The following is a 23,153-nucleotide window of genomic DNA, read 5'->3' as shown; positions in this document are numbered from 1 at the left end:
GTATGGGAAGGCGTGAGGATCAGATGTGCCGCCCTCAATTGGAGAATCTTCTCCGTCGTCTCGCGCCTGGGGGCGGCGATGGTGAAGTGTTCGCGCCCGCCTCCCCATCGAAAGGAGAGGGATCCCTTCAAACTCAGAAGCGCTGCTCAGAACAATGTTCAACCGCGTATGCTTGAGCACGGGGTTCATGCCAAATTCTTCAGAGTCTGAAATTGTCATTTTGAAGAATGCGGATGATGCTGGCGGGGGCAGGGGACGGATCATGTGAGGTCTTCGAGATCTTCTCTTTTGATCCCTGCCTGTCGGAGAATTTCAAGAAGAGTGCCCGTGGGTGGATCCTTTGCCTGGTCCGGGACCGTCACGCGCCGTCCAGTCTCCGGGTGACGGTAAAGGTGGTGGCTGACCCGTGTTCGTACCAGGACAAACCCTTTCCTCTCAAGGATTATGATGACTTTTTGCGGGAGAGGACAGGGATTTCAGGCATGTGCTTCGATGGTCAGCGTATATTCAAGGGTGTCCTCCTCGGTCGGGATCTCTTCTCCTCTTTCAGCCAGATCTTCCAGGTAGGTCTCGATCGACTCTTTTGCCATGGCGATCGTCTCCTCGATCGTACCCCCACAGGTGGCGCAGCCCGGGAGTGTCGGTACCGTGACGGTGTAGCCTCCTTCCGACTCTTTTCGCAGAAGAATGCGGTAACTGACGCGGCGCATTTCCTTCTCCTCTCCTGTTGGATCAATCTGGTGAGAGGAAGTGGGGATTGAAATAGGTTTGTGTGAGGTGGGTAGAATCGCCCTGGACGAAGATGGGGATCTTGTGGATCTCTCTCGTCTGTTTTTTGTACCGGTGCATATCCCTGAGGGTATCACCCTCGACAGTGACGGCACGAGAGGCGGCACACCCCCCATTGAAGAGCATCATCAGGAGGTTTTCTTCAAAGTTGAAAAAAATGCTTCACGTTTTTCTGGAGTTGCCAGATTGGGTTTTCATCATCTTCTTGGTCCAATGAGATCGACGCGACCTAGAAACGATCTGCTCAGAGAGCATATATGTTCCAAAAATATATTTTCGGTCGTGGAGATCAAAAACGACCTGATATGGATCTGGAAGATCGGTCTGATCGTGGGTGCTCTTCTCCTCGACTCTGATCTCTCTTATTATCTCACGACCGGAGAAGGTGCTTTGAGCGCGATCATCCGGTACGGCGGTCCTCTCTCAGTTCTGATCGCGTGCATTGCGCTGTATGCGAGTCGGCGCATGGACGGTGATCGAGGATAGGATTCGATCGGGTGATCGGTGACAAGAACATAATGAGATTAAATTATACGTTGGGTGGAGTATGGTGTCTGATTGCCGCGTTCTTTTTTTATCACAGAGTATATCCCAAAACTCTCCAGGGGTGAAGATCTCCTTGATCTGAAGTGCTTCCTTCCAGAAATTCTGAACCCTCTCCTCCACCGGGGAGCGTGCCGCCTCCCGGACCCCCCCCGCCGATGAAGATTGACGGAGGGTTGCGTCCCATCTTCATGATCTTTACTCTGCCTTCCCGTCCCCATCGCTATCCCCAGGGACGACCTGAGGTAGTCGAGAAGATCTATGATCTTCGCTGTCCGGGGGCATCGCCCCCGGCGTGGGCGAGGGGGAAGGCGACGAATGCATGGGTGCGCGATGAAAAAGCTGGGATCTCTTCATTGTCATCCATCGCGCTATCATCGGTGAGGATGAGGGCCGGAGAGTTTTGGGATGACCTCACATATTATTTAACATATTTTTGTGCGATGTGCGAGCGCTGATCAGCGAAAGATTTCCCGAGCAGGATCTGACATGGAGAGGGAGCGTTCATAACGAATATATAAAACAAAAATGATACTTCGCGGTGTGAGGGCTGGAATGATTCCCCGGCAGGGTTCTGCTGCACTGTCAAGAGATCGAAAGAACCCCGCGACACTCCTGGCATATCCCCCTTACATGATGAGAGGAGAAGGTGAACCATGGAGAACACCAATTCAAAGAGAATAAGATTTTTTCTGGCGGCGGGACTCATCGTGGTCGTCTGTATCGCCGGCATCGTTCTCGTGAACCAGCACGAAAAGGCCAGGACCGAGGAGCAGAGGGAGGCCATCAGTGAGGTCATCCCTGATATCGATGAGCGGGACATGGAGTACCTCATGTCCAGGAACATCTATGCCGCCTACGGACAGGTCCAGAAAAATCAGGATCTTATGGCCATTCTCGATTCGGCATCCGAAGGATTTGAAGAGAAACATCTCTACCATCCGGACGGTCCGATCTTCGGCCACGGCGTCAATTACCTGGATTGTATCGAGATTTATCTCCATGAAGAGTTCCCGGTGACCGATGAGACCACTGATGAGATCTATCAGGTCATCGAGTCGCATGCCCGCCCGCCTGGGACGAACGACACGCCGGTGATCTTCATCCGTGCCGGTCTCATAAATCTGGATGGCACGTAATGGGGCGAAGGATGCAGAATGCGATCGTGGTGGGGTTTGCACTGCCGTTTTTTGTGGAGGGCCAAGCCATCAGAACAATCTTCCCCTTCATCGATACGCAACCCTGACATCTCTGACCGTATAGAGGTCGGGTTCATCCTCCAGGAACGCAGAGACCGACTGCTCTGAGAGTTTCATCATCGCCGTCGTCTCTTTCTCATGGAAGAGTTCGTCGATCGTTTCGGTGAGCACTTCTGTGCGTTCCTTGATCTTTTTGATGTCTGTTTTGATGCCGGTCATGGTCCACCTCCTCTTTATGCTCATGGTTGGGGGATGTAGTATCAATCTTTGCGTCTGGTATGCTGTTGTCGGTAATTGCTCCCACAGCGAGGTGTGGAATCGGGGAGGTACCGAAAAAAGCATGGAGGTCTCAACAGAACTCGAAACCCTTATCTTCCGCTACCTGTGATCCTCTCTTTGATGACTGCCGCGGTACAGATCACTCTCTCTGAGGGGACGCAGGCCCTGCTGAGGGAGATGGGATATGAGGGTGAGAGCGATGAGCAGATTCTCACGCGGTTGATTGAGGAGTGGGGGGTCGGATCGCGGGACCGGCGGTGGAATCGTGTTCTGGAGAAGGATGAGTTCTTTCCTGTGGAAGAACTGTGAGACTCGTAGTACTTGAGGGTGATAATATGTTCCCAAAAAAATCTCTCCTGTTCGCCGTGGTCCTGGTCGGAGTAATCGCAGTGGTGGCGATCATGCTCATGGTCGCGGGCGAGGGTGCCACCGCTCCCACAGCAGTAGCGATCGATGGAGTGAATGAGACGGGGGATCCATCCCCCGAGACGGTGGTCTATATCGATTCGATGACCGAGAGACGCGACCTCTCTCCAGAGGAGTGCGAGGAACTCGACATCCCTGGATCGATCACGAGGTACGATGTCATGGTCTTTGACACCAAAGAGATCAAAGAGGTGCTGCTCCGTGGCGAACCCCTGACGCTCTCTCTCGACGGCCAGGTCTTCACGACCGATGTAAGAGAGCATACCACTGACACCGAAGCTCGGAGCATCGGGATCCATTCATTTACCGGCACGCTCCTTGATGTCGAGAAGAGCGAGGTCGTGCTGACGGTCAGTGACCGGGTGCTACTCTGTCGGGTCTGGATCGATTTTACCGAGTACTTTATCGAGAGCACCGCGGTCAATGACACCAAATACCCTGAGAGGGTCCTCCATTATGCGTACTGCTCCGATGATGTAGTCCCTGAAGGGCCGCCTGGTAATCTGGGAGGGATCTATCTTGACGTGATCAATATCAGCAACGGGGATGCGGAATATCGCGACCTCCCTGCCGACAGCACAGAGGACGACTTCATTCGTGCGGGTCTTGAGATCATCAGGATCGATGACACCGACCTCAAAGACCTCCCGACAGTAAATCGATCGATCCAGACCGGAGAGATCGGTGCTGAACTGCCATTCGATGAAGAAGGGATCATAGTGGAGAGATATAGGGGGAATGTCGTGGAATATAAGGGGAGTTATTACTTCTTCTCGTATTGGAAAGGGTGAGGGCACGTTTTTTGGAGTGATCACGGCACTCGCTTCCCTTTTTTCAGCGTGTGGTGGGGGGTCCGGGGGTGCAACCCCCGGCGCGAGACGGCGGGAAAGATTCTGCGATGAAGGCGGCACGTTCTGATCATCACGCCTTCCCAAACCCGGTGCCGGGGGCTCTGCCCCCGGACCCCTGGGATGAAGATAGGGTCGGGAAGGCGGAGGGCTGATCATTCAGAAGATGTCTCTGTCCTCTGCATATCAGTCATGAGGAGTTCCGGTGTGATAAAATCGTCATTCAAGCTCATAGGGAGGATCTTCGAGATCATTTTTCCGTGAAAACCCCATTAAAATCAGAAATAGCATTCAACAGGTAGATTTTCATTGGTTCAGCATGAGGCGTCTTCTCGCCTCATGCCGTTTCATGGTAAAACCTCACTTCTCCTGGTTCGAGTATGATCCAACCGCCTTCCTTCATGCTCGCACTGGAGGGCGGCCAAGCCTCCCGGCGAAGAGAGTTATCAAGAAATCAAGAGAATTTCTTCAGATCCAAAAAAAGAAAAAAAATTATTCCACAATCTCCGCCCGCACGGTCACAAACACCGGGCCGCGGAGATCGATCTTCTTATTATTATCAGTCAGGTAGCGCATCGCGTGCCCCGCGATCCTGAGGTTCACGTCAGACGGCACCTTCGCCATCTTCACCTGCACGCTCGCTTCCTCGCCGCAGCGGACGCCCTCCTCGATCCTCGCCGCCGCCAGCGCCGCCACCGTCTGCACATACGAGATATGCGCCGGGGTGCCCTTCTTCCTGACCTTCCCGAACTGCGGGGTGTTGGGGACGCCGAGCACCTTGCCGTCCTGCACATAGACCTCGTTGAAGGTCGCAGGACCGCAGAGCTTCGAGTCCTCCTCGTCCTCCACGACCGAGACGCGGACCTTCCGGCCGAAGAGGTCGCCCTCCCACGCGGTGAAGGCGCAGGGCGAGGGGGCGGCCGCATGCTCGGTCGCCGTGGCGACGACCGCCCGTGCGATCTCTCGCCCCGTGGCGGTCTGCGGCTCCTCCCGCATCCAGATCGCCCGTGCGATATCCAGGTCGGTGAAATGCTGCGGGAAGAACTGCGGGTAGGTGAGCGCCCTGATATCGTCGGCCTGATACTCGATCATCGCCAGACGCTCGACCCCGAGGCCCAGGTTCATCACCGGCACCCCGACGCCGTACTGCGCCAGGGCCGCCGGGGAATACATCCCGAAAGTGGCCACCTCGACCCACCCGATCTCAGGGTGCTTCGCATAGACCTCGGTCTGGGTGTCGGGGATATAATATTTGGACCGCTTCTCGTCGGGACGGAACTCGAAGTCGGTGAACCCGAAAGCCGAGAGAAGCGCCTCTGAAACCGCCTTCCCGTCCTCGATCGTCACGTCCTCCCCGGCCACGATGCAGGAAGCCGAGTGATAGGTCATCAACCTGGTCGGCCCCTCCTCCTGCTCGCGGCGGAAACACCGGTCAATCGAGAACATCCTGACCGGCAGGGGCGCCTTCTCCCACATCGCCCCCAGGGTGAGGAACCATCCCGAAGTCATGTGCGAACGCAGGGTCGTGCGCGAGGACTCGGGGGCAAGTTCCCTGAACTCAGGGAAGACCTCGTCCATGATCCTGACCACCAGCCCGTCGTCGCACGAGAGCACCTCTGCAAGTTCGTGAGTCAACTCGTCCCCGTCAACCGTCCCCTTCTTGTAGGCATGCAGGGTCTCGCGGAGTTTTTCTTCCTCTACGTCCGTGACCTCGCGCTCCAGGATCGCCCCGATCTCCTCCAGACGCTTCTTGCCGATCCCCACGTTCGGGCGCGGCAGACCGCCCAGATAAAAGACCCGGTCCAGGACCGCGCTCGCCTCAGGCCCGAACTGCTTGTAGACATCCTGCTCCTCGATGAAGAGCGGGACCCGCGCCTCGGAGAACCCCATGCCCAGGTAGACCTCGCGCAGGCGCTGGATCGTCTCGGCGATCGGGTGCGGGCGTGCCCGCGGGTAAAATTTCCGCGGGTACGTCCCTGCCATCCCTGGCGGGCTCAGGGTCTGCGGCCCCTCATGCCATGCCGCCTCGAAGTCCTTGCGTGCACGTTCCTTCCATTCTTCTGGATCAAATCTCATTCCACTCTCTCCAACAGGACGACCCTTGAAATCGGGGACTCGTCCGTGATCTCATATTCACAATGTTCGGCGACCGCCTCGGCAAACCGGCGGACCTCGGCGTGTTCGGGCATATGCTCTCGTGACAGACGGTTACGACTGTATCCGAGATACATGTATCCTTTTATCTCGATATAGGTCGGCCTTGCCGCATCATAGATCGCCGCATACCCTGCCGGGTCGATATCGTTGATCCCTTTGACGATCGTCGTCCTGATCGCCGACCGCCTGGAGGCAAGTTCCCCAAGACTCTCCTGGATTTTATCCCAGAAGTCTTCGACCGGGTTGCAGAGCCCAAGATAGGTCTCGCGGTCTGGGGCGTCCAGGGAGATGTAGGTCTGATAGGGGTGGCACCGCCTGATCATCTCAGGGTGCGTCCCGTTCGAGACCAGGAACGTCGTGTAGCCCTCGGCATTGAGAAGGTCGATCAACTCGGGCAGGCGTGAGTAGCAGGTCGGCTCGCCTGAGAGCGAGATCGCGACCATGTCGGGCTCGAGCGCCTCCTTGAACCGCTCCTGGGTCACGTACGGCGAGACCTTGTAGCCGGAGAGCGCCCGCTTCTGGAGACGCCTCAGGTTGGCCACGATCTCCTCGGGCGGGTACTCCTCGGTCTCCTCGACCTCGTACTCGAACGAGCGCCAGCAGAAGAGACAGCGCTGGTTGCACTTCAGCGTCGGAGTCATCTGCACGCACCGGTGACTGCTGATCCCGTAGAACTGGTGCTTGTAGCACATCTCGCCCCCCCGCAGGGCACGCTTGTTCCACAGGCACGGTTTGACCGCCGCCGTGGACTCAGGAGAAAAAAATTGGTAACCCTGTTTTTTCAGGGCGCCCCTCGGACTCCCGTCATCACATCGTCGTGATCGCATCGATACCAAGTGTCTCCAGGGCTTCCTTGAGGGTGTTCTGCGCCGCCTTCACCAGGGTCAGCCTGCTCTGCCTGGTCGTCCCCTCGCTCTTCAGCACCGGCACATACCGGTAGAAGGTGTTGAAGAGGTCGGCGAGGTCGCGGGCATATGCCGCCAGGATGTGCGGGCGCAGGTCAGAGACCACCTGGTCGATGACCGCCGGGAACCGTGCGATCTCTTTTGCCAGGGCGACCTCGTGCTCGTCGGTGAAGACGAAGGCCGGTTCGAACTCCCCGGCCTTCTCCAGGATCGAACTGGCGCGGGCATGGGAGTACTGGACGTACGGTCCGCTCTGCCGCTCGAAGTTGAGGGCCTCCTCCCAGTCAAAGACCGTCGACTTCTCTGGCGAGATCTTGATGATGTCGTACCTGATCGCGGCGAGGGCGACCGAACGTGCGATCTGCTCGCGGTCGCACTCGGGAAGCTCGGGCCGGCGTTCAGAGACCTCGGCGAAGGCCTTGTTCGTCACCTGGGCGATGAGTTCGTCGGCCGAGATGAACTTCCCGGCCCGCGTCGACATCGAGCCCTCTGGCAGGGAGACGAACTCGAAAGTAACGATCTCGGGCGCCTTCTCGCCGAGAAGTTTCAGGGTGCACTGGAGCTGCGCCCCGATGAGCTTGTGGTCGGCGCCCAGGATATCGATGTTCCGGCTGAAATTGCGCCCCTTCCAGGTGTGATAGGCGAGGTCGCGGGCCGCATAGACCGAGGTGCCGTCAGAACGCCTGATCACGTAGTCCTTCTCGAACCCACACTCGGTCAGGTCGAGGGCCAGGGTGCCGTCGTGCCGTGCCTGCGGCATCCGCTCGATCCGTTCGATGACCTGGTCCATGTCCCCGTTGCGGATGAAGTCAGACTCCCAGACAAACCGGTCGTGGACGACATTGAGCTTCTTCATCGTCGTCTTGAACCCTTCGAGACAATGGGAGACGACTTCCCTGAACTTCCTGCTCGTTTCGGGGTCGCCCTCCTCGATGAGCTGCATCCGGTGGTCGATCTCGGCCTTGATCTCGGGGTGCTCCTCGATCGCCCGGTTCGCCGCCACATAGACCCTCGCGATGTGGTGGTCTTCCTTCTCGTCCTCATGGGCCGGGATCTCGAGATGATCAAACCCCCACGAGACGATGGCGATCTGGCGCCCCATGTCGTTCACATAATACTGGACCTCGAGGGGATACCCCGCCTTCCTGAAGGTCCGCGCCAGGGTGTCGCCGAGGATCGAGTTCCTGATATGCCCGACATGGAGGGGGCCGTTGGGGTTGGCGCTCGTGTGTTCGAGGAGCACCCGCTCGGTCTGTGCCGGGAGCGCTCCAAAGCCCGGTTCCAGGGCGGCCCTGAGGGCCTCCTGGATATATGCCTCGCCGACCGTGAAGTTGATGTACGGCCCTGTCGACTCGACGATGACCCCGGAGGGGGCGAGCCGCGCTTTCAGTTCTGCGGCCAGTTCGCCGGCGATGATCACCGGCGACTTGCGCTGTTTCTTTGCCAGGGTAAAGGCGATCGTCGTGGCAAAGTCGGCGTGTTCACCCCCGTCGACGACGTCGACCTCCTCCTCTCCGGTGCATGCCCGGAGAGCCTCCTCAATTTTTTTGCGTGTTTCGAGGAACATCAGTATCCCGTCCTGTATCTGAGGATCGCTGCAATCCCGCCGAAGGCGGAGAAGAGCATCGATCCCTCTTCAAATTCGTCTGATATGATCTCGACGTTCGTGGCGCTCTGGTCGGCCAGGCCGGTCAGTTCGTCGATGATGTCGGTCTCTTCTTCGATAAAAAGAGGCGAACTGCACTTCGGGCAGATCCCGAGGTCGAGGTCCTTGGCCGTCTTGCCAGGTTCGTTTCGAATCGTCTCTTCCTTCGAGTAGCCGCAGTTCCCGCAGGCGATCTTGAGGCGGGTCTGGCGCAGGCTTTCTGAGAGGATGAGAGTGTCGACCGCCCCCATCTCCAGGTTGCGCCGCACGCTCTCCTCGCCATAAGCGGCGACCCCGTCGTCCTTGACCAGTTCTTTCAGGAACCGGTCCATCACCTGCTTCTCCTGGATCACCTCCATCCCCTTGAGGGCGTCCTGGGCATTGTCGACCAGTTCGGAGAGCCCGCTCTCGTTGGTGTAGGCCACGTCGAAGAGCCCGAGCACCCGTTTCTGGACCTCGTGGTGGAGATACCCGCCCTCTTCAAACTCCTCCTTCGTCGGGGAGGGCCCGCCGATGAGCAACCCCTTGAACCGCTCGAAGAACTCGTTTTCGGCCAGGAAGGCCTCGCTTGAGCGGTCGCCGACCTTCTTGTAGAACTCGTTGATCGCGATGAGCCGGAGCCGCTGGAAACGGGCCGAAGACTGACCACCTTTTCGCTGTTTGCCAGGGACCATCGAGGTCGCCCCGCCGACCGGTTCGATCCGGTTGCCCCGCAGGAACCCCCAGTAGGCCTCTCGCCGGTCGATGACCAGGAGCCCATAGACCGCCTTCTCCTCGAGCATGTCAAGAAGGGGTTCGAGCTCGAAGGAGGACGAGCACCGGTACATATAGAGGTTCAGCGGTTCAGGGGGGTGGACGATCTCGCACGCCAGATCGGTGCGGTCGCCGACCGTGTTGACCGTCCCGCAGAAGATCGCCATGCCGTTCTCGGGCGGCGTCTTGAAGTACTTGAGCCTGGAGAGGATGGAAGAGATGGCGCTCTGGACATTGGTTCTGGTCTGCTTGCTCTTGATGTTCGCGCACTGCCCGAACTCGTCTCTCAGCTGGGCCGTGACATCATAGATCTGTTTGTCTGGGGGAATATAGAGCGAGATCAACTCGGTCCCGCTTCCCTGCTTTGATTGCAATCGCTCGAGCATCTTTTTGAACTCGTAGCGTAGCCTCGCACTGTCCATCTCCACGTTTTCCGTCATCTCTTCGTTCACCAATCTTCAAAGCTAGTATATGTTCTCTTCAATATCAGATAAATTACGCGCGTTCCGGCGTCAGGGGCCTCATCTGAGGCACCGGCAGACGATCGCGATCGTCTTGGCGTCGGCGATCCGGCCGTCCATGCACATCGCCTTCAGGTCGGTGAGCGGCACCTGGACCACCCTGATGATCTCGTCGTCGTCAGGTTCGAACTCGTGCGACGGGGTCAGGCCGCGCGCCTCGAAGAGGTAGACCTGCTCGTCTGAGAACCCGGGGGTGGTGTAGATGAACCCGTGGGGGATCATCTCCTCTGCCGCATACCCGCACTCCTCGATCAGCTCGCGGTGGGCGGTCTCGACCGGCGCTTCGCCCTCTTCGAGGGTGCCGGCCGGGGCCTCATAGATGTACTCCCCGATCGCAAACCGGTACTGCCTGATCAGGTAACAGTGGTCGCCCTCGATCGGGAGCATCACCGCGGCGTTGCCAGGCTTCACGACGACGCGCTCCTTCTCCCTCCCGTCCGGGAGGGTGAACCGGTTCAGTTCTACTTTCAGTCGTTTTCCTGTATAGATCTCGGTCATGGTCTCTTCCTGTATGGTATCGGGTCCTCGATCCCCAGCGCCCTGAAGGCCTCGAGCCTGAAATGACAGGACTCGCAGACCCCGCAGGCGGCGTCAGAACTCTGGTAGCAGGACCAGGTATGCTCGTACGGGACGTCGAGGGCCAGGCCCTTCCTGAGGATCTCGGTCTTGTTCATCTGGACAAAGGGGGTCATCAGCCTGATCGGTTTTTCCCGTGCCGTCCCCAGGTCCACCGCGCGCTGGAACGCCTGGATGAACTCGAGTCTGCAGTCAGGATACCCTGAGTAGTCGGAGGTCTGGACCCCGATAAAGACGGCGTCGGCGTCGCGCGACTCGGCATAACTGACCGCCATCGCCAGAAGATTCCCGTTCCTGAACGGGACATAGGTCTTTGGGACGCCTTCGTGCTCGTCCCTGAAGTCGTTCACCGGGATGTCCGGGTCGACGAGGGCGCTTGCCCCGAACTGGCTGAAGTAGCCGACGTCCACCTCGCAGAACTCTTCGGCGCCGAGGAGTCCGGCGACCCTCTCTGCACAGGCCCGTTCCTTCTCCTCGGTCAACTGGCCGTAGGTGAGGTGGAGGGCCAGGATCTCGTAGCCCATCTCCTGCGCCACATAAGCGAGGGTGGTCGAGTCCATCCCGCCTGACAGCAGACATACTGCTCGCATGTGTTATCTCATCTCCAGGTGTTTATGGAGCTGTATCTGGAAGCGCACCGGCAGACCCGAGTTGAGCACCCATGCGGCGATCCCGCGCTCGTCGGTGCCGTAGACCGGCGAGACGAAGATCTCGCCCTTCACCGGGCAGCGGGTGATCACCTCCTCGGCATACGAGAGGTCGCGGGCGTCGCCGACCACGAACTTCACCGAGTCGCGGGAGTTGATATGTGAAAGGAGACCAAGGTCGCTCTTCTCTCCTGAAGACGGGCACTTGACGTCCATGCAGACCGAGGCAAACGGCTGCACCGGGCGGAAGTCGACGGTCCCGTTCGTCTCGATCTCGACTGAGTAGTCCATCCGGTGGAGGCGGCGGCACATCTCGGCCACCTCCTCGACCTGGAGCAGGGGTTCGCCGCCGGTGATACAGACGTGCCGCCGGCGCATCCGCCAGACCTGGTCGAGGACGACATCGACGCTGACCTCTTCGCCGTCCTCCGGGTCCTGCGCGCCCGGGGTGTCGCACCACCGGCACCGCAGGTTGCACCCGGCAAGACGGACAAACGTGGTGGGGCGCCCCTGGGATCTCCCTTCCCCCTGGAGGGACCCGAAGATCTCACAGACCTGCATACTCGATCTCCGCGTAGCAGGTCTCGGCCTCCCAGACCCTGATCTTCGTCACCTTCGCGTCGCCCCCCTCGCCGGCGCACGCCTCATTGATGAGGGCGGTGATAACCTCGGCGAGCACCTCGCTTGTCGGGTCGCCGCGGGTGGTCACGACCTCCTGGAAATGCTGCAGGCATCCGGCCATGGGGTCGTCCTCGTTGAGGATCACCTGGTGGTCGAACCGGTCCACCACCTCTTTTATGGTATTGAAGTCGATGAGAATCCCGGTCTGAGGGTCTGGCGTCCCCTCCACCCAGACCTCCACCCGCCACCGGTGGCCGTGGAGCCGGTTGCATTTGCCCTTATAATGGAGCAGGCGGTGACTCGCGTCAAAGTGCGTGTCCTTGTAGATACAGGTGACCATCATGTATCATTCGGCGGGTGGGGATATAAGATTATTATAGTGTGCGTCCCATGAATACTACCAGATTTCAGGATGATGGACAATACATAAATTCAATCCACACGTTGGTATATACCACAGTGAGGAGTATCCACATCCAGGAATTCAACTCCAGAGAGGGTATTCAATGGGAAAGGGTAAATTCGCAGCCAGAAAACTGAAGCGTGAGGCCAACAAGACTCGTTGGAGCGATGTCAACTATGCACGCCGTGAACTGATGCTCGATATCAAGTCTGACCCGCTCGAGGGCGCCCCGCAGGCCCGCGGCATCGTGCTCGAAAAGGTCGGCGTCGAGGCAAAACAGCCGAACTCGGCAATCAGGAAGTGCGTGCGCGTGCAGCTGATCAAGAACGGTCGCCAGGTCACGGCCTTTGCCGTCGGCGACGGGGCGATCAACTTCATCGACGAGCACGACGAAGTGACCATCGAGGGTATCGGCGGCCGTCTCGGCCGGTCCAAGGGTGATATTCCAGGGGTCCGTTTTGCAGTGACCAAGGTCAACGACGTCTCCCTCCCGGAGATGGTGCTTGGCCGTAAGGAGAAGCCGCGCAGGTGATCGTGATGACGGAAGTAGAAGCTCCTGTCCAGGCAGAAGAGCAGCCGCAGGAAAGCGGTGTAAAGAGGCTCCTTTTCAACAAGTGGGACCTCGCAGAGGTGGAGATCAACGACCCCGGGCTTGCCAGGTACGTCACTCTCACCTCCATGATCGTGCCGCATTCGTGCGGGAAGCTCTCGCAGCAGCAGTTTGCCAAGAGTGACATGCTCATCGTCGAGCGCCTGATCAACAAGATCATGCTGACCGAGCACAACACTGGCAAGAAGCAGGTGGCGAGCAAGATCGTCGAGAAGGCTTTCGAAAGGGTCTATAAGAAGACGAAGACCAACCCGATCCAGATCCTCGTTGATGCGGTCGCCAATGCAGGCCCGCGCGAGGAGACGGTCAGGCTGAAGTACGGTGGGATCAATGTCCCCAAGTCGGTCGACACCGCCCCGCAACGCAGGGTGGACGCCGCCGTGGGGTTCCTCGCCACCGCGACCTACAATGGTTCTCACAAGAGCAGGCGGTCGGCCTCTGACGTCCTTGCGGACGAACTGATCGCCGCAGCCAAGGGCGACGCTAAGTGTTTCTCTGTTTCGAAAAAAGAGGAACGTGAGCGTGTTGCCAAGGCTGCACGGTAAATACTTTTTTTTTGTGTCTGAGGCGTTTCCATGACTAGAAGAAAAAAGATGGTAGAGCGGGTCACCGAGCTGATGGACAAGCCCGATCGGATCCGTAACATTGGTATCGTAGCACATATCGACCACGGGAAGACCACCCTCTCGGACAACCTGCTTGCAGGGGCCGGGATGATCTCCGAAGAACTTGCCGGTCACCAGCTCTTCATGGACTCTGACGAGGAGGAGCAGGCCCGCGGGATCACCATCGACTCGTCCAACGTCTCGATGGTCCACGAGTACGGCGGGAACCAGTACCTCATCAACATGATCGATACCCCTGGTCACGTCGACTTTGGTGGCGACGTCACCCGTGCGATGCGCGCGGTGGACGGTGCGGTCGTTGTCGTGGACGCCGTAGAGGGGACCATGCCCCAGACTGAGACGGTGTTGCGCCAGGCCCTCAAGGAGGGCGTCAAGCCGGTGCTCTTCGTCAACAAGGTCGACCGGCTGATCAATGAGCTCCAGGTCGATGCCACCGAGATGCAGATCCGTCTCGGCCGGGTCATCGACAAGGTGAACAAGCTCATCAAGGGCATGAATGAGAAGATGTACAACGATGGCTGGAAGCTCGATGCCGCACAGGGCACCGTGGCGTTCGGGTCTGCGCTGTACAACTGGGCGGTCTCGGTCCCGTACATGAAGATGTCGGGCGTGAACTTCGGCGAGGTCTTTGAGCGCTGCCGCGCCGAGGACATGAAGACCCTCGCAAAGAAGAGCCCGCTCCACGACGTGCTCCTCGATATGGTGGTCAAGCACCTGCCTAACCCGATCGAGGCCCAGGACCGGCGTGTCCACATCATCTGGCACGGGGACTATGAGTCCAAGGTCGGGAAGGCCATGATCGACTGTGACCCGAAGGGGCCGGTCGCCATGATGGTCACCGACATCTCCTTCGACCCGCACGCGGGCGAGGTCGCCACCGGGCGGCTCTTCTCAGGGACGCTCAGCCGCGGCGACGAACTCTATATCTCTGGTACGGGCGGCAAGGCCAACCGTCTCCAGCAGGTCGGGATCTTCATGGGTCCTGAGCGGATCGAGGTCGATAACCTCTGTGCCGGCAACATTGCGGCGGTCACCGGTCTCAAGGACGCTATCGTCGGGTCCACGGTCACCTCGATGATGGATATGGCGCCGTTCGAGTCGCTCCAGCACTACTCTGAGCCGGTCATGACGGTCGCCGTCGAGGCAAAGAACATGAAGGATCTCCCCAAGCTCGTCACCGTGCTCCGCCAGGTCGCCAAGGAAGACCCGACGGTCAGGGTCACCATCAACGAGGAGACCGGCGAGCACCTCATCTCAGGGATGGGCGAGCTCCACCTGGAGATCATCACCGGGAGGATCGCGAGGGACAAGGGTGTCGAGATCGTCACCTCCCCGCCGATCGTCGTCTACCGTGAAACTGTAGCCCAGAAGGCCGGGCCGGTCGAAGGGAAGTCCCCGAACCGCCACAACAGGTTCTATATCGAGCTCGAGCCGATGAACCCGCAGGTCGTCGACCTGATCAAGAGCGGCGAACTCTCGATGAACCTGCCCGAACTTGAGCGCCGTGAGATCCTGATGAACGCCGGCGTGGACAAGGACGAGGCCAAGAATATCAAGGCCATCGAGGGCACGAACGCCTTCTTCGACATGACCAAGGGTATCCAGTACCTCAACGAGACAATGGAACTGGTCTTCGAGGGCTGGCGCGAGGCGCTGGCCGGCGGCCCGCTCGCGGAAGAAGAGGTCCAGAACCTCAAGATCCGCCTGGTCGATGTGAAGCTCCACGAGGACGCCATCCACCGTGGCCCCGCCCAGGTTATTCCTGCGGTCAGGTCGGCGGTCAAGGCAGGGCTGCTGCTGGCAGGCGACACCCTCCTGGAACCGACGCAGAAGATCCAGATCACGGTCCCGATGGAACAGATGGGTGCGGCGACCGGCCAGATCCAGGGCCGGCGCGGGCAGGTCTTTGACATGCAGAGCATCGGCGACACGATCACGGTGGTCGGCAAGGCGCCGGTGGCCGAACTCTTCGGGTTCGCAGGCGACCTCAGGTCGGCGACCGAGGGACGTGCGATGTGGTCCACCGAGTTCGCAGGGTTCGAGATGGTGCCCACCAGTCTCCTCAACGAGGTCGTGATGAGCATCAGGAAGCGCAAGGGTCTGAAGGAACAGATCCCGCGGCCTGACGACTATCTGGCGTGAATACCCTCACCAGAAATTTTTTTTGATGGAGCAGTGGCGAAAGGCCCCTTCTGTCTCTTCTGGCTGCGGGACGGGAGGGGTGCCGCTGGTCCTGTGCTGTCGTGTGATTTTTCTGGATCTATTTTCTGAGGTCGTCCCAGAACTCTCCGGCTTTTCTCCACCTCAACGATGAGAGCGATGGCGAGGGGGACGGGAGGTGCATCCCCGGCATGATCGAGACGGGAACCCATGTGATCAGAGGGCTACTCTGACAGATCTATGAGGATCTCTCCAGGGCCAGAGAATCTTTGATTCATACCGTCCCTGGCGGAAATAGGACAGTATGTCTGGTTATCATGCCTTCCTCCTGTCGGTCGCACCAGATCGTTCATCAGCGATCACGACATTCTCTTTCCAATGCATCCAGGACAGGATCCCATCCCTGGCGACACCATCGATCTCGCCGGTCTCAAGGCGATGAAGGAGCGCGACGAGATCGAGGTCTGGGTCTACTTCGACGAAGATCTTGCCCGCGGCTCTTCCATCGAGGCAGACCTGCAGGCCTTCGAGTTCGTCGCCGAGCCTGCCAGGCCTTTTCTCGAACTGCGCCGGTTTCTTCAGTACATGGAGAGCATGGAGCCTGGGTTCATGGAGAGGTACGGAGGTCGAAAAACCGAGGTCGTCGGCGTCGGCGAGCGGGAGGCCTACTGTGCCTGCGTCCTCTGCCCGCAGGCATATGTGAAGGTCCTCCTGCGATAGGGGCGGCGGCGAGATCCTCCTCCCCTGCATCCATAATCCTATCTCCGGTCAGACGGTCTTCCCGTCTCTCGGCTGGGTACATCGGATTGGGACGAGAGAGGAAGGGAGACGGAAAGGGGGAGGGGCCGCAGGTTATGGGGTCTGTTTCCGACGGCCTGGACACCACAAGGAGGCCGACCTCCTCTGTGATTTCTGGTCCTCATGCCCGCCTTCATCCCCGCGCTGTGGGTGAGCCCCTGGTGCGTTTGATCTGGGAAGCCGATTGGTTCACCCCTGTGCCTGGAAGAGGTGAGGGTTTTTCCAGAGCCAGAAATTCTTTGTTTATCTCTGGGGCGGTCTGTATGTTCCCGGCCCTCACTTCCTCTTTCACAACCTCTTTCTCGCCCTGGCCCCCATCATCCGCATGGACATCACCCTCCTCTGCGACAACACCGTGCTTACCGATCACTATTATCTCGGCGAACCCGGGCTTTCAGTCCATATCAAAGATCAGGAGACTGAGGTGCTCTTCGACCTCGGGTATTCGGACGTCTTTCTCAGGAACGCCCTGGCGATGGGGATCGCACCCTGTGACGCCGAGTATGTCGTCTTCTCCCACTGCCACCTCGACCACACCTGGGGGCTCGGGCCCCTCCTCCGCCACCACGTCACCACATGGAGCAAAAAGAAACCCGAGTTCCTCGGCCACCCCGCGCTCTTCAGGAGCGTGCAGTTCGACGGCGACGAGATCGGGATGGTCGCCTCAGAGGAGACGCTTGCCAGGTACGGCACGGTGCGGCTTTCGCACACGCCCGTCGAGATCACCGACGAGATCGTCTTCCTCGGCGAGATCCCGCGGCGGTTCTGCTTCGAGGGGAGGACCGCCATCGGAACGTCGGAGGGCGTGCCTGACCTGGTGCCAGACGACACCGCCCTTGCCTGCCGCACCGACGACGGCCTGGTGGTCGTGACCGGGTGCGCCCATGCCGGGATCTGCGCGACGGTCGAGTATGCACGGGAGGTCTCAGGCGAAGAAAAGGTGGCGGACGTCATCGGGGGGTTCCACCTTCTCGATGCATCGCCCGCGCAGATCGAGGCGACCTGCCGGTATTTCGGGGATCTCGGCGCCGACCAGATCCACCCCTGTCACTGCACCGGGCTCCCTGCGACCCTCGCCCTCGCCAGGGTGGCGAAGGTCTGCGAGACCGGGGTCGGGCTCAGGCTCTCCTTCGGGCCGCGCTCCTGACCACCGCCATCAGGTCCCAGGCAAGGGCCTCGGCCTTCCCTTCATTGGACATCAGGGTATCGAGGCGCATCGCCCCGGGCACCTCGGTCTCGTCCCGCCGGTCCTGGACAAAGACGTCCACGAAGTCCTTGTAGAGGTCGTAGGTCCCTGCCGACGAGGGCTCCATCCCCCACGCCTCCATCAGGGCGGCGGCAGGGCCTGAGACCGGGCGGTCCCCGATGAACGGAGAGACGGCGATGACGAACTGCTCCTTCAGCGCCTCCCTCACCCCGGCACACTCCAGGATAGGCGAGATGCTTGTCACCGGGTTGGACGGCCCGAGGATGACGGCGTCGGCCTCCTTGATCGCGGCCAGGACCTCGGGCGTCGCCGCAGGGGCGGCCTCCCCCTTCCTGACCACGCCCTCGATCGGGACCTCGCCCCGGTGCCCCACCCAGTAGTGCTGGAAGTGCATCGGCCCCTCAGGCGTCTCCACATAGGTCGTCACCTCGGCGTCGGTCATCGGGAGGACGCGGGCCTGCACCCCCAGGGCCTCGGCCAGGGCCGCCGTCGCCTCGGTGAGGGTGGCGCCGTCCCAGAGCATCCGCGCCCGCGCGATATGGACCGCCCGGTCCTTGTCGCCGATCCCGATGAACTCGGCATCGGTGAACTGCTCCAGGAACTTGTGGGTCGAGAAGGTGTCGCCCCTGATTCCCCACCAGGTGTCGGTGTTCAGGAGCCCGGAGAAGAGGTAGAGCACGGTGTCGATGTCAGGGGACATGTGGTTGCCAGAGATCCACATGTCCTCGGCGGTATTGACGATGACCGCGATCTGATCGTCGTCGACGAGATTGCGCATCCCGCGCAGGAGTTTTGGGGTCCCGGTCCCCCCTGAAAGGAACGTAATCATAGAGAATAGTTTAATTGTCCATACATGAAGATTTTTAACAGAACGCCTGATGAAGATCGTCAAAGACCCGGTGCACGGTGACGTGGAAGTGGGAGAGACCGCGCTCACCCTCCTGGACTCCCCGGTGCTCCAGCGTCTCCGCCATATCAGGCAACTCGGCTTCGCCCACCTCGTCTATCCTGGCGCCAACCATACGCGCTTTGAGCACTCGCTCGGGACGATGCATCTGGCGGCCGCCCTCTCCCGTCACCTCGACCTCCCCCCTGACGAGACCGACCTGGTCACCGCCGCCGCCCTCCTCCACGACATCGGGCACGGCCCCTTCTCCCATGTGACCGAGGCATTCATGGTCGAACTCCTCGGGTGGGGCCACGAGGAAGTGGAAGGGCTCCTGGCCACCGGGGAGACCGCCGATCTCCTCGACGCCTGCGGGCTCGACCCGGCCGAGGTGGCCGCGGTGATCAATGGGCGCCACCAGTATGCGGGACTGATCCACGGCGACCTGGACGTGGACAGGATGGACTATCTTCTGCGGGACGCCCACTATACCGGCGTCCCGTACGGGCTCGTCGACACCGGGCGGCTCATCAGGTCGACGGTGCTCACCGAGAACGGCGTGGCCCTTGACTCCAGCGGGATCAATGCCGCCGAGTCGCTGCTCATCGCGAGGACCCTGATGCGTCCGGTGGTCTATTACCATCATGTCTCCAGGATCGCCACCAGCATGTTCCATCTCGCCCTCCTTTCCCATCTGAAGGGGACCAGCGAGGACGTGGGCGCCCTGATGCGCAAAGACGACGCCCTCCTCTTCACCCGCCTCCTCGGCTCGCCAGATCCGGTGGCCGCCGACCTCGCGGGGCGACTGTACACGAGGAGGCTCTATAAGCGGGCGGTCTATGTTGGACGGGACCGGGTGAATGCCGCCGCCGTGCAGGGCCAGACCTCGATGCAGGACCGGCGGCAGATCGCGGCGGCGATCGCGGAGGCCGCCGGGGTCGCACCCTGGACCGTGCTCGTCGATATCCCGGCCTTCCCGACCGACATGTCGATGGAGGTGCGGGTGCGCAACCGCCATGCCCTGGTCGGGCTCGAGGAGGTCTCGCCCCTGCTCACCACCCTCAACGAGACTCGCCGGCAGCAGTGGCGGCTCGGGGTCTACACCACCGGGGAGCAGCGGGACATGGTGGAGCAGGCGGCGACCGAGGTGCTCCATATCAAGAGGCCGACCCAACAGGACAGGCTGCCAATCTGAGGAGAGAAGAAGAGATGAAGAAGAGGTATGTTGTCGGGGTGACCGGGGCAAGCGGGATCGTCTATGCCCGTCGGCTCCTCGAGGTGCTCAGCGAGCAGGCGACGGTGTATCTTGTAGTTTCTGAAATTGCAGAGGAGATCGCCCGCCATGAAGGGACCGACCTCTCAGACCTGCCGGTGATCAGGGAGGACAACCATAACCTGGCCGCCGAGATCGCGAGCGGGTCGTTCAAATACGACGGGATGGTCATCGTCCCGTGCTCGATGAAGACCCTGGCCTCGGTCAGCACCGGGCTTTCCAGCACTCTCATCGCCCGCGCCGCCGACGTCTGCCTCAAGGAACGGCGCCGGTGCATCCTGGTCATGCGCGAGATGCCGCTCTCCAGGGTCCATCTCAAGAACATGCTCGCCGTCGATGAGGCCGGCGCAACGGTGATGGTGGCAAGCCCCCCATTCTATGGGAGACCACAGACGATCGACGACCTGGTGGACATGGTGGTGGCGCGGATCCTCGACCACCTGGGCGTCGAACACGATATAGGGGCGCGATGGAGCGGATATGATGATGCGTAAATTTATCGACGAGATGCGTGCGCACGGACTGGTCGACGAGATCGAGCGGCCGGTCTCGAACAGGTTCGAGGCGGCGCAGATGGCGGCAAAGACCGACCGGGTTCTCTACTTCCATGACTGCGACGGAAAGCGGGCGGTGATGAACCTCACCGCCGACAGGAAGGCCCTGGCCGCGGCCCTTGGTGCCGACGAGAAGGGGCTGATCCGGCGGCTCGCAGGGGCGACCTATGACGGACGCCTGAAACCGATGGGCACACTCGAGATGCGCCCGGCCGACTTCTCTGAGCTCCCGGTGATGACCTTCTATCCAAAGGACGGGGGGCCGTACATCACCGCGGGGATCGTCTTCTCCTGCCTCGACGGCGTGGAGAACGCCTCCATCCACCGGATGATGGTCACCGGCAAGGACCAGGTGGCCGCACGCCTGGTGGAAGGGCGGCACACCTATGTGATGCACAGAGAGGCCCTGGCACGCGGCGAGCGCCTGCCGGTCGCAGTGGTGATCGGGGCGCACCCGGCGGTGACTTTTGCGAGCTGCACCCGTGTGCCTGAAGGGCGGGAACTCCAGTTTGCCGCAGAACTTCTCGGCGGCGATCTCCCGGTCTGGGAATGTTCGAACGGGGTTCTGGTCCCTGAGGCCGAGATCGTCCTTGAAGGCTACATCGGCAACAAGACCACCGAGGAGGGGCCCTTCGTCGACATCACCGGCACCTACGACTTCGAACGGATCCAGCCGGTCATCGAGTTCACCGGGATGTGGACGAAGGAAGACCCTGTCTACCACTCCATCTTCCCTGGCGGGAGCGAGCACCGTCTCCTGATGGGGGTCCCGTACGAGCCAAAGATCTACCGGGCGGTGGGCGGGGTGACGACGGTCAGGAACGTCGTCCTCACCACCGGGGGGTGCGGCTACCTCCACGGGATCGTCCAGGTCCGCAAGAACACCCAGGGCGATGGGAAGAACGCGATCATGGCGGCCTTCGCGGCGCACACTTCTCTCAAGCATGTGGTCGTCGTCGACGAGGACATCGATCCTTTCGACCCTGCGGACGTGGAGTACGCCATCGCCACCAGGGTGCGGGGCGACCGCGACCTCCTGGTGGTCACCGGGGTGCGGGGCTCTTCCCTTGACCCGTGCCGTGAGGGCGACGGGACGAACGTGAAGATCGGGGTCGACGCCACCATGACCCTGGGAGAAGAAGAGAAATTTGTACGTGCAGGATGGGATGAATGATGCAACTGGAACCAGAAGATGAACAGATTCTGAATGGCGAATATGGCGAGACCCGCCAGAAGATGATGGAGCTCCTGGTCGGCCTGGGCAAGGTCTTCGGGGCCGAGGAACTCATCCCGATCACGAGCGCCCAGGTGAGTGGGGCCTCGTACAAGACCATCGGGGAGTGGGGGCTCGAGTGGCTGCGCAAGATGGACGCCAAGGTCGTGGTCCCGACGGTCCTCAACCCGATCGGGATGGACCGCCTGCGCTGGAAGGAGATGGGGATCCCTGAGGACTTCGCGAAGAAGCAGAACGAGGTGGTCGAGGCCTACAAGAAACTCGGGATCGAACTCGAGTGCACCTGCACTCCCTATTATCTCTCCATCACGCAGTTCGGCGAGCACCTGGCATGGGCCGAGTCTTCCGCGGTCTGTTATGCCAACTCGGTCATCGGGGCGCGGACCAACCGCGAGGGCGGGCCGGCGGCCCTGGCCGCGGCGATCATCGGGAAGACTCCTTTCTACGGGTTGCACATCTTCAAGAACCGTCTCCCAGACGTCGGAGTTGTCATCGACGATCCTTCGGAACTGAAGGACGCCGCGGACTTCGGGGCCCTCGGGTACGTGGCCGGAAAGAGCATCGGGAACAGGATCCCGTTCTTCACCGGGATCAGGCCCAACCGCGACCAGCTCAAGGCGATGGGTGCGGCGATGGCGGCGAGCGGGGCGGTGGCCCTTTTCCATGTGGACACCATCACCCCTGAGACCCGCTTCCCGACTTTCAAGAAGGACGTCCCAGAGACGATCGAGGTGAGCATGGCCGAGGTGCGCGAGGTCTTCTCTTCGATGGACGTTGACGCTGTCGCAGTCGGGTGCCCGCACCTCTCCCCGGCCGAACTCGAATCTCTCGGCGACCTCCTCGCTGGCAAGAAGGTGACAAAGCCGTTCTTCGTCTTCGCGGCCCGCGGGGTCATCGCCGACCACCCCCAGGCGGTCGTAACGATCGAGCGGAGCGGGGCGAAGGTCTATGCCGATACCTGCGTCGTCGTCTCCCCGGCCCTCGACCGCTACGACCGGATCATGGTCAACTCAGGCAAGGCCCTCGCGTATGTCCCGACGATGTGCGGGGCGGTGGCCAGGATCGGCACCCTCGAGGAGTGCGTGACGGTCGCGACGTCGTAGAAATAAGGGTTTATTGGTTCTGTTGAAATCCGCTTGATGAATCTCTCTGGCAGGGGGCTTTCCGCCCCCCGGACCCCCGCCGTACGAGAGGACGAGGACGGCACCATACCCGTCATGGTCATCTATTCTACCTTCCCGACCCTATCGTCCCCCGGCGTAAACGTGTGGGAAGATGTGCTGCTCTTATCGTAGAACCATTCCCGTAATCTCGCACCGGGGGCGACCCCTCGGAACTCGAAAATCAGAGATCCACGGAAGATCAAAGATCTTCCGGCTTTGTAGAAATGTTCTTGATGATTATCTCTGCGGGGGGCGTGCCGCCCCCGGTCCCCCGGCGCGATTCGAGAGGCGGGGGATGGCAATACTCACTTCATGTTCAACGAATGTGCC

General features: G+C 60.4%; 25 protein-coding genes. 13 read left to right on the top strand and 12 right to left on the bottom strand.

Features of this window, described 5'->3' with window-relative positions:
• Positions 1 to 260 precede the first annotated feature (260 nt).
• A complete protein-coding gene (locus J2129_RS09935; protein WP_245320939.1) occupies positions 261 to 419 on the bottom strand; it encodes a type II toxin-antitoxin system HicA family toxin in 159 nt (52 codons plus the stop codon).
• 57 nt (positions 420 to 476) lie between these two features.
• Positions 477 to 710: a type II toxin-antitoxin system HicB family antitoxin gene (locus J2129_RS09930; RefSeq protein WP_209630714.1), complete on the bottom strand. Its 234-nt coding sequence runs from the start codon at positions 708 to 710 to the stop codon at positions 477 to 479.
• Between the two features lie 40 nt (positions 711 to 750).
• On the opposite strand from J2129_RS09930, the gene J2129_RS09925 reads away from it, so the two are divergent.
• Both J2129_RS09925 and J2129_RS09920 read left to right on the top strand, forming a co-directional pair.
• On the top strand, positions 751 to 1,275 hold the full coding sequence (locus J2129_RS09925; protein WP_209630713.1) for a hypothetical protein: 525 nt from the start codon (positions 751 to 753) through the stop codon (positions 1,273 to 1,275).
• A 713-nt stretch (positions 1,276 to 1,988) separates the two neighbouring features.
• Positions 1,989 to 2,471: a hypothetical protein gene (locus J2129_RS09920; RefSeq protein ID WP_209630712.1), complete on the top strand. Its 483-nt coding sequence runs from the start codon at positions 1,989 to 1,991 to the stop codon at positions 2,469 to 2,471.
• An 87-nt stretch (positions 2,472 to 2,558) separates the two neighbouring features.
• Here the strand turns inward: J2129_RS09920 and J2129_RS09915 are convergent, their stop codons facing one another.
• Positions 2,559 to 2,750: a hypothetical protein gene (locus J2129_RS09915; RefSeq protein WP_209630711.1), complete on the bottom strand. Its 192-nt coding sequence runs from the start codon at positions 2,748 to 2,750 to the stop codon at positions 2,559 to 2,561.
• Positions 2,751 to 2,825: 75 nt separating this feature from the next.
• Here J2129_RS09915 and J2129_RS09910 point away from each other — a divergent pair, with 75 nt between their 5' ends.
• Together J2129_RS09910 and J2129_RS09905 are read left to right on the top strand one after the other, a co-directional pair.
• A complete protein-coding gene (locus J2129_RS09910; protein WP_209630710.1) occupies positions 2,826 to 3,119 on the top strand; it encodes a hypothetical protein in 294 nt (97 codons plus the stop codon).
• A 26-nt stretch (positions 3,120 to 3,145) separates the two neighbouring features.
• Positions 3,146 to 4,027: a hypothetical protein gene (locus J2129_RS09905; protein ID WP_209630709.1), complete on the top strand. Its 882-nt coding sequence runs from the start codon at positions 3,146 to 3,148 to the stop codon at positions 4,025 to 4,027.
• 549 nt (positions 4,028 to 4,576) lie between these two features.
• Here the strand turns inward: J2129_RS09905 and sepS are convergent.
• The 8 genes from sepS to J2129_RS09865 all read right to left on the bottom strand — a co-directional run bounded on the left by sepS (position 4,577) and on the right by J2129_RS09865 (position 12,249).
• The gene (gene sepS / locus J2129_RS09900) at positions 4,577 to 6,160 is read right to left on the bottom strand and encodes an O-phosphoserine--tRNA ligase (protein ID WP_209630708.1); all 1,584 of its coding nucleotides are present in this window, start codon (positions 6,158 to 6,160) and stop codon (positions 4,577 to 4,579) included.
• On the bottom strand, positions 6,157 to 7,068 hold the full coding sequence (gene twy1, locus J2129_RS09895; RefSeq protein WP_209630707.1) for a 4-demethylwyosine synthase TYW1: 912 nt from the start codon (positions 7,066 to 7,068) through the stop codon (positions 6,157 to 6,159). Before twy1 ends, sepS begins: the two co-directional genes overlap by 4 nt.
• Positions 7,049 to 8,713, bottom strand: coding sequence for an arginine--tRNA ligase (argS, locus tag J2129_RS09890; RefSeq protein ID WP_209630706.1), 1,665 nt, complete (start codon positions 8,711 to 8,713; stop codon positions 7,049 to 7,051). Before argS ends, twy1 begins: the two co-directional genes overlap by 20 nt.
• Positions 8,713 to 9,984, bottom strand: a complete 1,272-nt coding sequence (prf1, locus tag J2129_RS09885) for a peptide chain release factor aRF-1 (RefSeq protein ID WP_209630705.1) — start codon at positions 9,982 to 9,984, stop codon at positions 8,713 to 8,715. The genes argS and prf1 overlap by 1 nt, the downstream gene beginning before the upstream one ends.
• An 81-nt stretch (positions 9,985 to 10,065) precedes the next feature.
• Positions 10,066 to 10,563, bottom strand: coding sequence for an NUDIX hydrolase (locus J2129_RS09880; protein ID WP_209630704.1), 498 nt, complete (start codon positions 10,561 to 10,563; stop codon positions 10,066 to 10,068).
• The gene (queC, locus tag J2129_RS09875; protein ID WP_209630703.1) at positions 10,560 to 11,231 is read right to left on the bottom strand and encodes a 7-cyano-7-deazaguanine synthase QueC; all 672 of its coding nucleotides are present in this window, start codon (positions 11,229 to 11,231) and stop codon (positions 10,560 to 10,562) included. Before queC ends, J2129_RS09880 begins: the two co-directional genes overlap by 4 nt.
• Before the next feature lie 3 nt (positions 11,232 to 11,234).
• Positions 11,235 to 11,849 carry a radical SAM protein gene (locus J2129_RS09870; protein WP_209630702.1) on the bottom strand — a complete coding sequence of 205 codons (615 nt, stop codon included), beginning with the start codon at positions 11,847 to 11,849 and terminating at the stop codon, positions 11,235 to 11,237.
• Positions 11,836 to 12,249, bottom strand: coding sequence for a 6-carboxytetrahydropterin synthase (locus tag J2129_RS09865; protein ID WP_209631320.1), 414 nt, complete (start codon positions 12,247 to 12,249; stop codon positions 11,836 to 11,838). The genes J2129_RS09870 and J2129_RS09865 overlap by 14 nt, the downstream gene beginning before the upstream one ends.
• Positions 12,250 to 12,415: 166 nt before the next feature.
• Between J2129_RS09865 and J2129_RS09860 the strand changes: the two genes are divergently transcribed.
• The 5 genes from J2129_RS09860 to J2129_RS09840 all read left to right on the top strand — a co-directional run bounded on the left by J2129_RS09860 (position 12,416) and on the right by J2129_RS09840 (position 17,653).
• Positions 12,416 to 12,844, top strand: coding sequence for a 30S ribosomal protein S12 (locus J2129_RS09860; RefSeq protein WP_209630701.1), 429 nt, complete (start codon positions 12,416 to 12,418; stop codon positions 12,842 to 12,844).
• A gap of 5 nt (positions 12,845 to 12,849) precedes the next feature.
• Positions 12,850 to 13,467: a 30S ribosomal protein S7 gene (locus tag J2129_RS09855; protein ID WP_209630700.1), complete on the top strand. Its 618-nt coding sequence runs from the start codon at positions 12,850 to 12,852 to the stop codon at positions 13,465 to 13,467.
• Positions 13,468 to 13,497: 30 nt separating this feature from the next.
• Positions 13,498 to 15,690, top strand: coding sequence for an elongation factor EF-2 (locus tag J2129_RS09850; protein ID WP_209630699.1), 2,193 nt, complete (start codon positions 13,498 to 13,500; stop codon positions 15,688 to 15,690).
• Positions 15,691 to 16,086: 396 nt separating this feature from the next.
• On the top strand, positions 16,087 to 16,428 hold the full coding sequence (locus J2129_RS09845) for a hypothetical protein (protein ID WP_209630698.1): 342 nt from the start codon (positions 16,087 to 16,089) through the stop codon (positions 16,426 to 16,428).
• 403 nt (positions 16,429 to 16,831) lie between these two features.
• Positions 16,832 to 17,653 carry an MBL fold metallo-hydrolase gene (locus J2129_RS09840; RefSeq protein ID WP_209630697.1) on the top strand — a complete coding sequence of 274 codons (822 nt, stop codon included), beginning with the start codon at positions 16,832 to 16,834 and terminating at the stop codon, positions 17,651 to 17,653.
• Here the strand turns inward: J2129_RS09840 and cofD are convergent.
• Positions 17,625 to 18,542, bottom strand: coding sequence for a 2-phospho-L-lactate transferase (gene cofD / locus J2129_RS09835; protein ID WP_209630696.1), 918 nt, complete (start codon positions 18,540 to 18,542; stop codon positions 17,625 to 17,627). The two genes, J2129_RS09840 and cofD, sit on opposite strands and share 29 nt — an antisense overlap.
• Positions 18,543 to 18,591: 49 nt before the next feature.
• Between cofD and J2129_RS09830 the strand changes: the two genes are divergently transcribed.
• From J2129_RS09830 to J2129_RS09815, 4 genes are read left to right on the top strand one after another with little or no spacing between them, the layout of a single operon-like run.
• The gene (locus J2129_RS09830; protein WP_209630695.1) at positions 18,592 to 19,794 is read left to right on the top strand and encodes an HD domain-containing protein; all 1,203 of its coding nucleotides are present in this window, start codon (positions 18,592 to 18,594) and stop codon (positions 19,792 to 19,794) included.
• A gap of 14 nt (positions 19,795 to 19,808) precedes the next feature.
• On the top strand, positions 19,809 to 20,366 hold the full coding sequence (locus tag J2129_RS09825; RefSeq protein ID WP_209630694.1) for a UbiX family flavin prenyltransferase: 558 nt from the start codon (positions 19,809 to 19,811) through the stop codon (positions 20,364 to 20,366).
• On the top strand, positions 20,359 to 21,600 hold the full coding sequence (locus J2129_RS09820; protein WP_209631318.1) for a UbiD family decarboxylase: 1,242 nt from the start codon (positions 20,359 to 20,361) through the stop codon (positions 21,598 to 21,600). The genes J2129_RS09825 and J2129_RS09820 overlap by 8 nt, the downstream gene beginning before the upstream one ends.
• Positions 21,600 to 22,763, top strand: a complete 1,164-nt coding sequence (locus J2129_RS09815; RefSeq protein ID WP_209631319.1) for an aconitase X catalytic domain-containing protein — start codon at positions 21,600 to 21,602, stop codon at positions 22,761 to 22,763. Before J2129_RS09820 ends, J2129_RS09815 begins: the two co-directional genes overlap by 1 nt.
• Positions 22,764 to 23,153: the final 390 nt, after the last annotated feature.

It is taken from the genome of Methanofollis sp. W23 (assembly GCF_017875325.1).
Taxonomy (GTDB): domain Archaea; phylum Halobacteriota; class Methanomicrobia; order Methanomicrobiales; family Methanofollaceae; genus Methanofollis.
This window is presented reverse-complemented; position numbering and strand designations above follow the sequence as displayed.

What these genes read in the sequence shown, in the direction of transcription:
- J2129_RS09930 (WP_209630714.1), bottom strand. Translation starts at nt 710, where the DNA reads ATGCGCCGCGTCAGTTACCGCATTCTTCTGCGAAAAGAGTCGGAAGGA.
- J2129_RS09920 (WP_209630712.1), top strand. Translation starts at nt 1,989, where the DNA reads ATGGAGAACACCAATTCAAAGAGAATAAGATTTTTTCTGGCGGCGGGA.
- J2129_RS09915 (WP_209630711.1), bottom strand. Translation starts at nt 2,750, where the DNA reads ATGACCGGCATCAAAACAGACATCAAAAAGATCAAGGAACGCACAGAA.
- J2129_RS09905 (WP_209630709.1), top strand. Translation starts at nt 3,146, where the DNA reads ATGTTCCCAAAAAAATCTCTCCTGTTCGCCGTGGTCCTGGTCGGAGTA.
- sepS (WP_209630708.1), bottom strand. Translation starts at nt 6,160, where the DNA reads ATGAGATTTGATCCAGAAGAATGGAAGGAACGTGCACGCAAGGACTTC.
- twy1 (WP_209630707.1), bottom strand. Translation starts at nt 7,068, where the DNA reads ATGCGATCACGACGATGTGATGACGGGAGTCCGAGGGGCGCCCTGAAA.
- argS (WP_209630706.1), bottom strand. Translation starts at nt 8,713, where the DNA reads ATGTTCCTCGAAACACGCAAAAAAATTGAGGAGGCTCTCCGGGCATGC.
- prf1 (WP_209630705.1), bottom strand. Translation starts at nt 9,984, where the DNA reads ATGACGGAAAACGTGGAGATGGACAGTGCGAGGCTACGCTACGAGTTC.
- J2129_RS09880 (WP_209630704.1), bottom strand. Translation starts at nt 10,563, where the DNA reads ATGACCGAGATCTATACAGGAAAACGACTGAAAGTAGAACTGAACCGG.
- queC (WP_209630703.1), bottom strand. Translation starts at nt 11,231, where the DNA reads ATGCGAGCAGTATGTCTGCTGTCAGGCGGGATGGACTCGACCACCCTC.
- J2129_RS09870 (WP_209630702.1), bottom strand. Translation starts at nt 11,849, where the DNA reads ATGCAGGTCTGTGAGATCTTCGGGTCCCTCCAGGGGGAAGGGAGATCC.
- J2129_RS09865 (WP_209631320.1), bottom strand. Translation starts at nt 12,249, where the DNA reads ATGGTCACCTGTATCTACAAGGACACGCACTTTGACGCGAGTCACCGC.
- J2129_RS09860 (WP_209630701.1), top strand. Translation starts at nt 12,416, where the DNA reads ATGGGAAAGGGTAAATTCGCAGCCAGAAAACTGAAGCGTGAGGCCAAC.
- J2129_RS09855 (WP_209630700.1), top strand. Translation starts at nt 12,850, where the DNA reads ATGACGGAAGTAGAAGCTCCTGTCCAGGCAGAAGAGCAGCCGCAGGAA.
- J2129_RS09850 (WP_209630699.1), top strand. Translation starts at nt 13,498, where the DNA reads ATGACTAGAAGAAAAAAGATGGTAGAGCGGGTCACCGAGCTGATGGAC.
- J2129_RS09845 (WP_209630698.1), top strand. Translation starts at nt 16,087, where the DNA reads ATGCATCCAGGACAGGATCCCATCCCTGGCGACACCATCGATCTCGCC.
- J2129_RS09840 (WP_209630697.1), top strand. Translation starts at nt 16,832, where the DNA reads ATGGACATCACCCTCCTCTGCGACAACACCGTGCTTACCGATCACTAT.
- cofD (WP_209630696.1), bottom strand. Translation starts at nt 18,542, where the DNA reads ATGATTACGTTCCTTTCAGGGGGGACCGGGACCCCAAAACTCCTGCGC.
- J2129_RS09830 (WP_209630695.1), top strand. Translation starts at nt 18,592, where the DNA reads ATGAAGATCGTCAAAGACCCGGTGCACGGTGACGTGGAAGTGGGAGAG.
- J2129_RS09825 (WP_209630694.1), top strand. Translation starts at nt 19,809, where the DNA reads ATGAAGAAGAGGTATGTTGTCGGGGTGACCGGGGCAAGCGGGATCGTC.
- J2129_RS09820 (WP_209631318.1), top strand. Translation starts at nt 20,359, where the DNA reads ATGCGTAAATTTATCGACGAGATGCGTGCGCACGGACTGGTCGACGAG.
- J2129_RS09815 (WP_209631319.1), top strand. Translation starts at nt 21,600, where the DNA reads ATGCAACTGGAACCAGAAGATGAACAGATTCTGAATGGCGAATATGGC.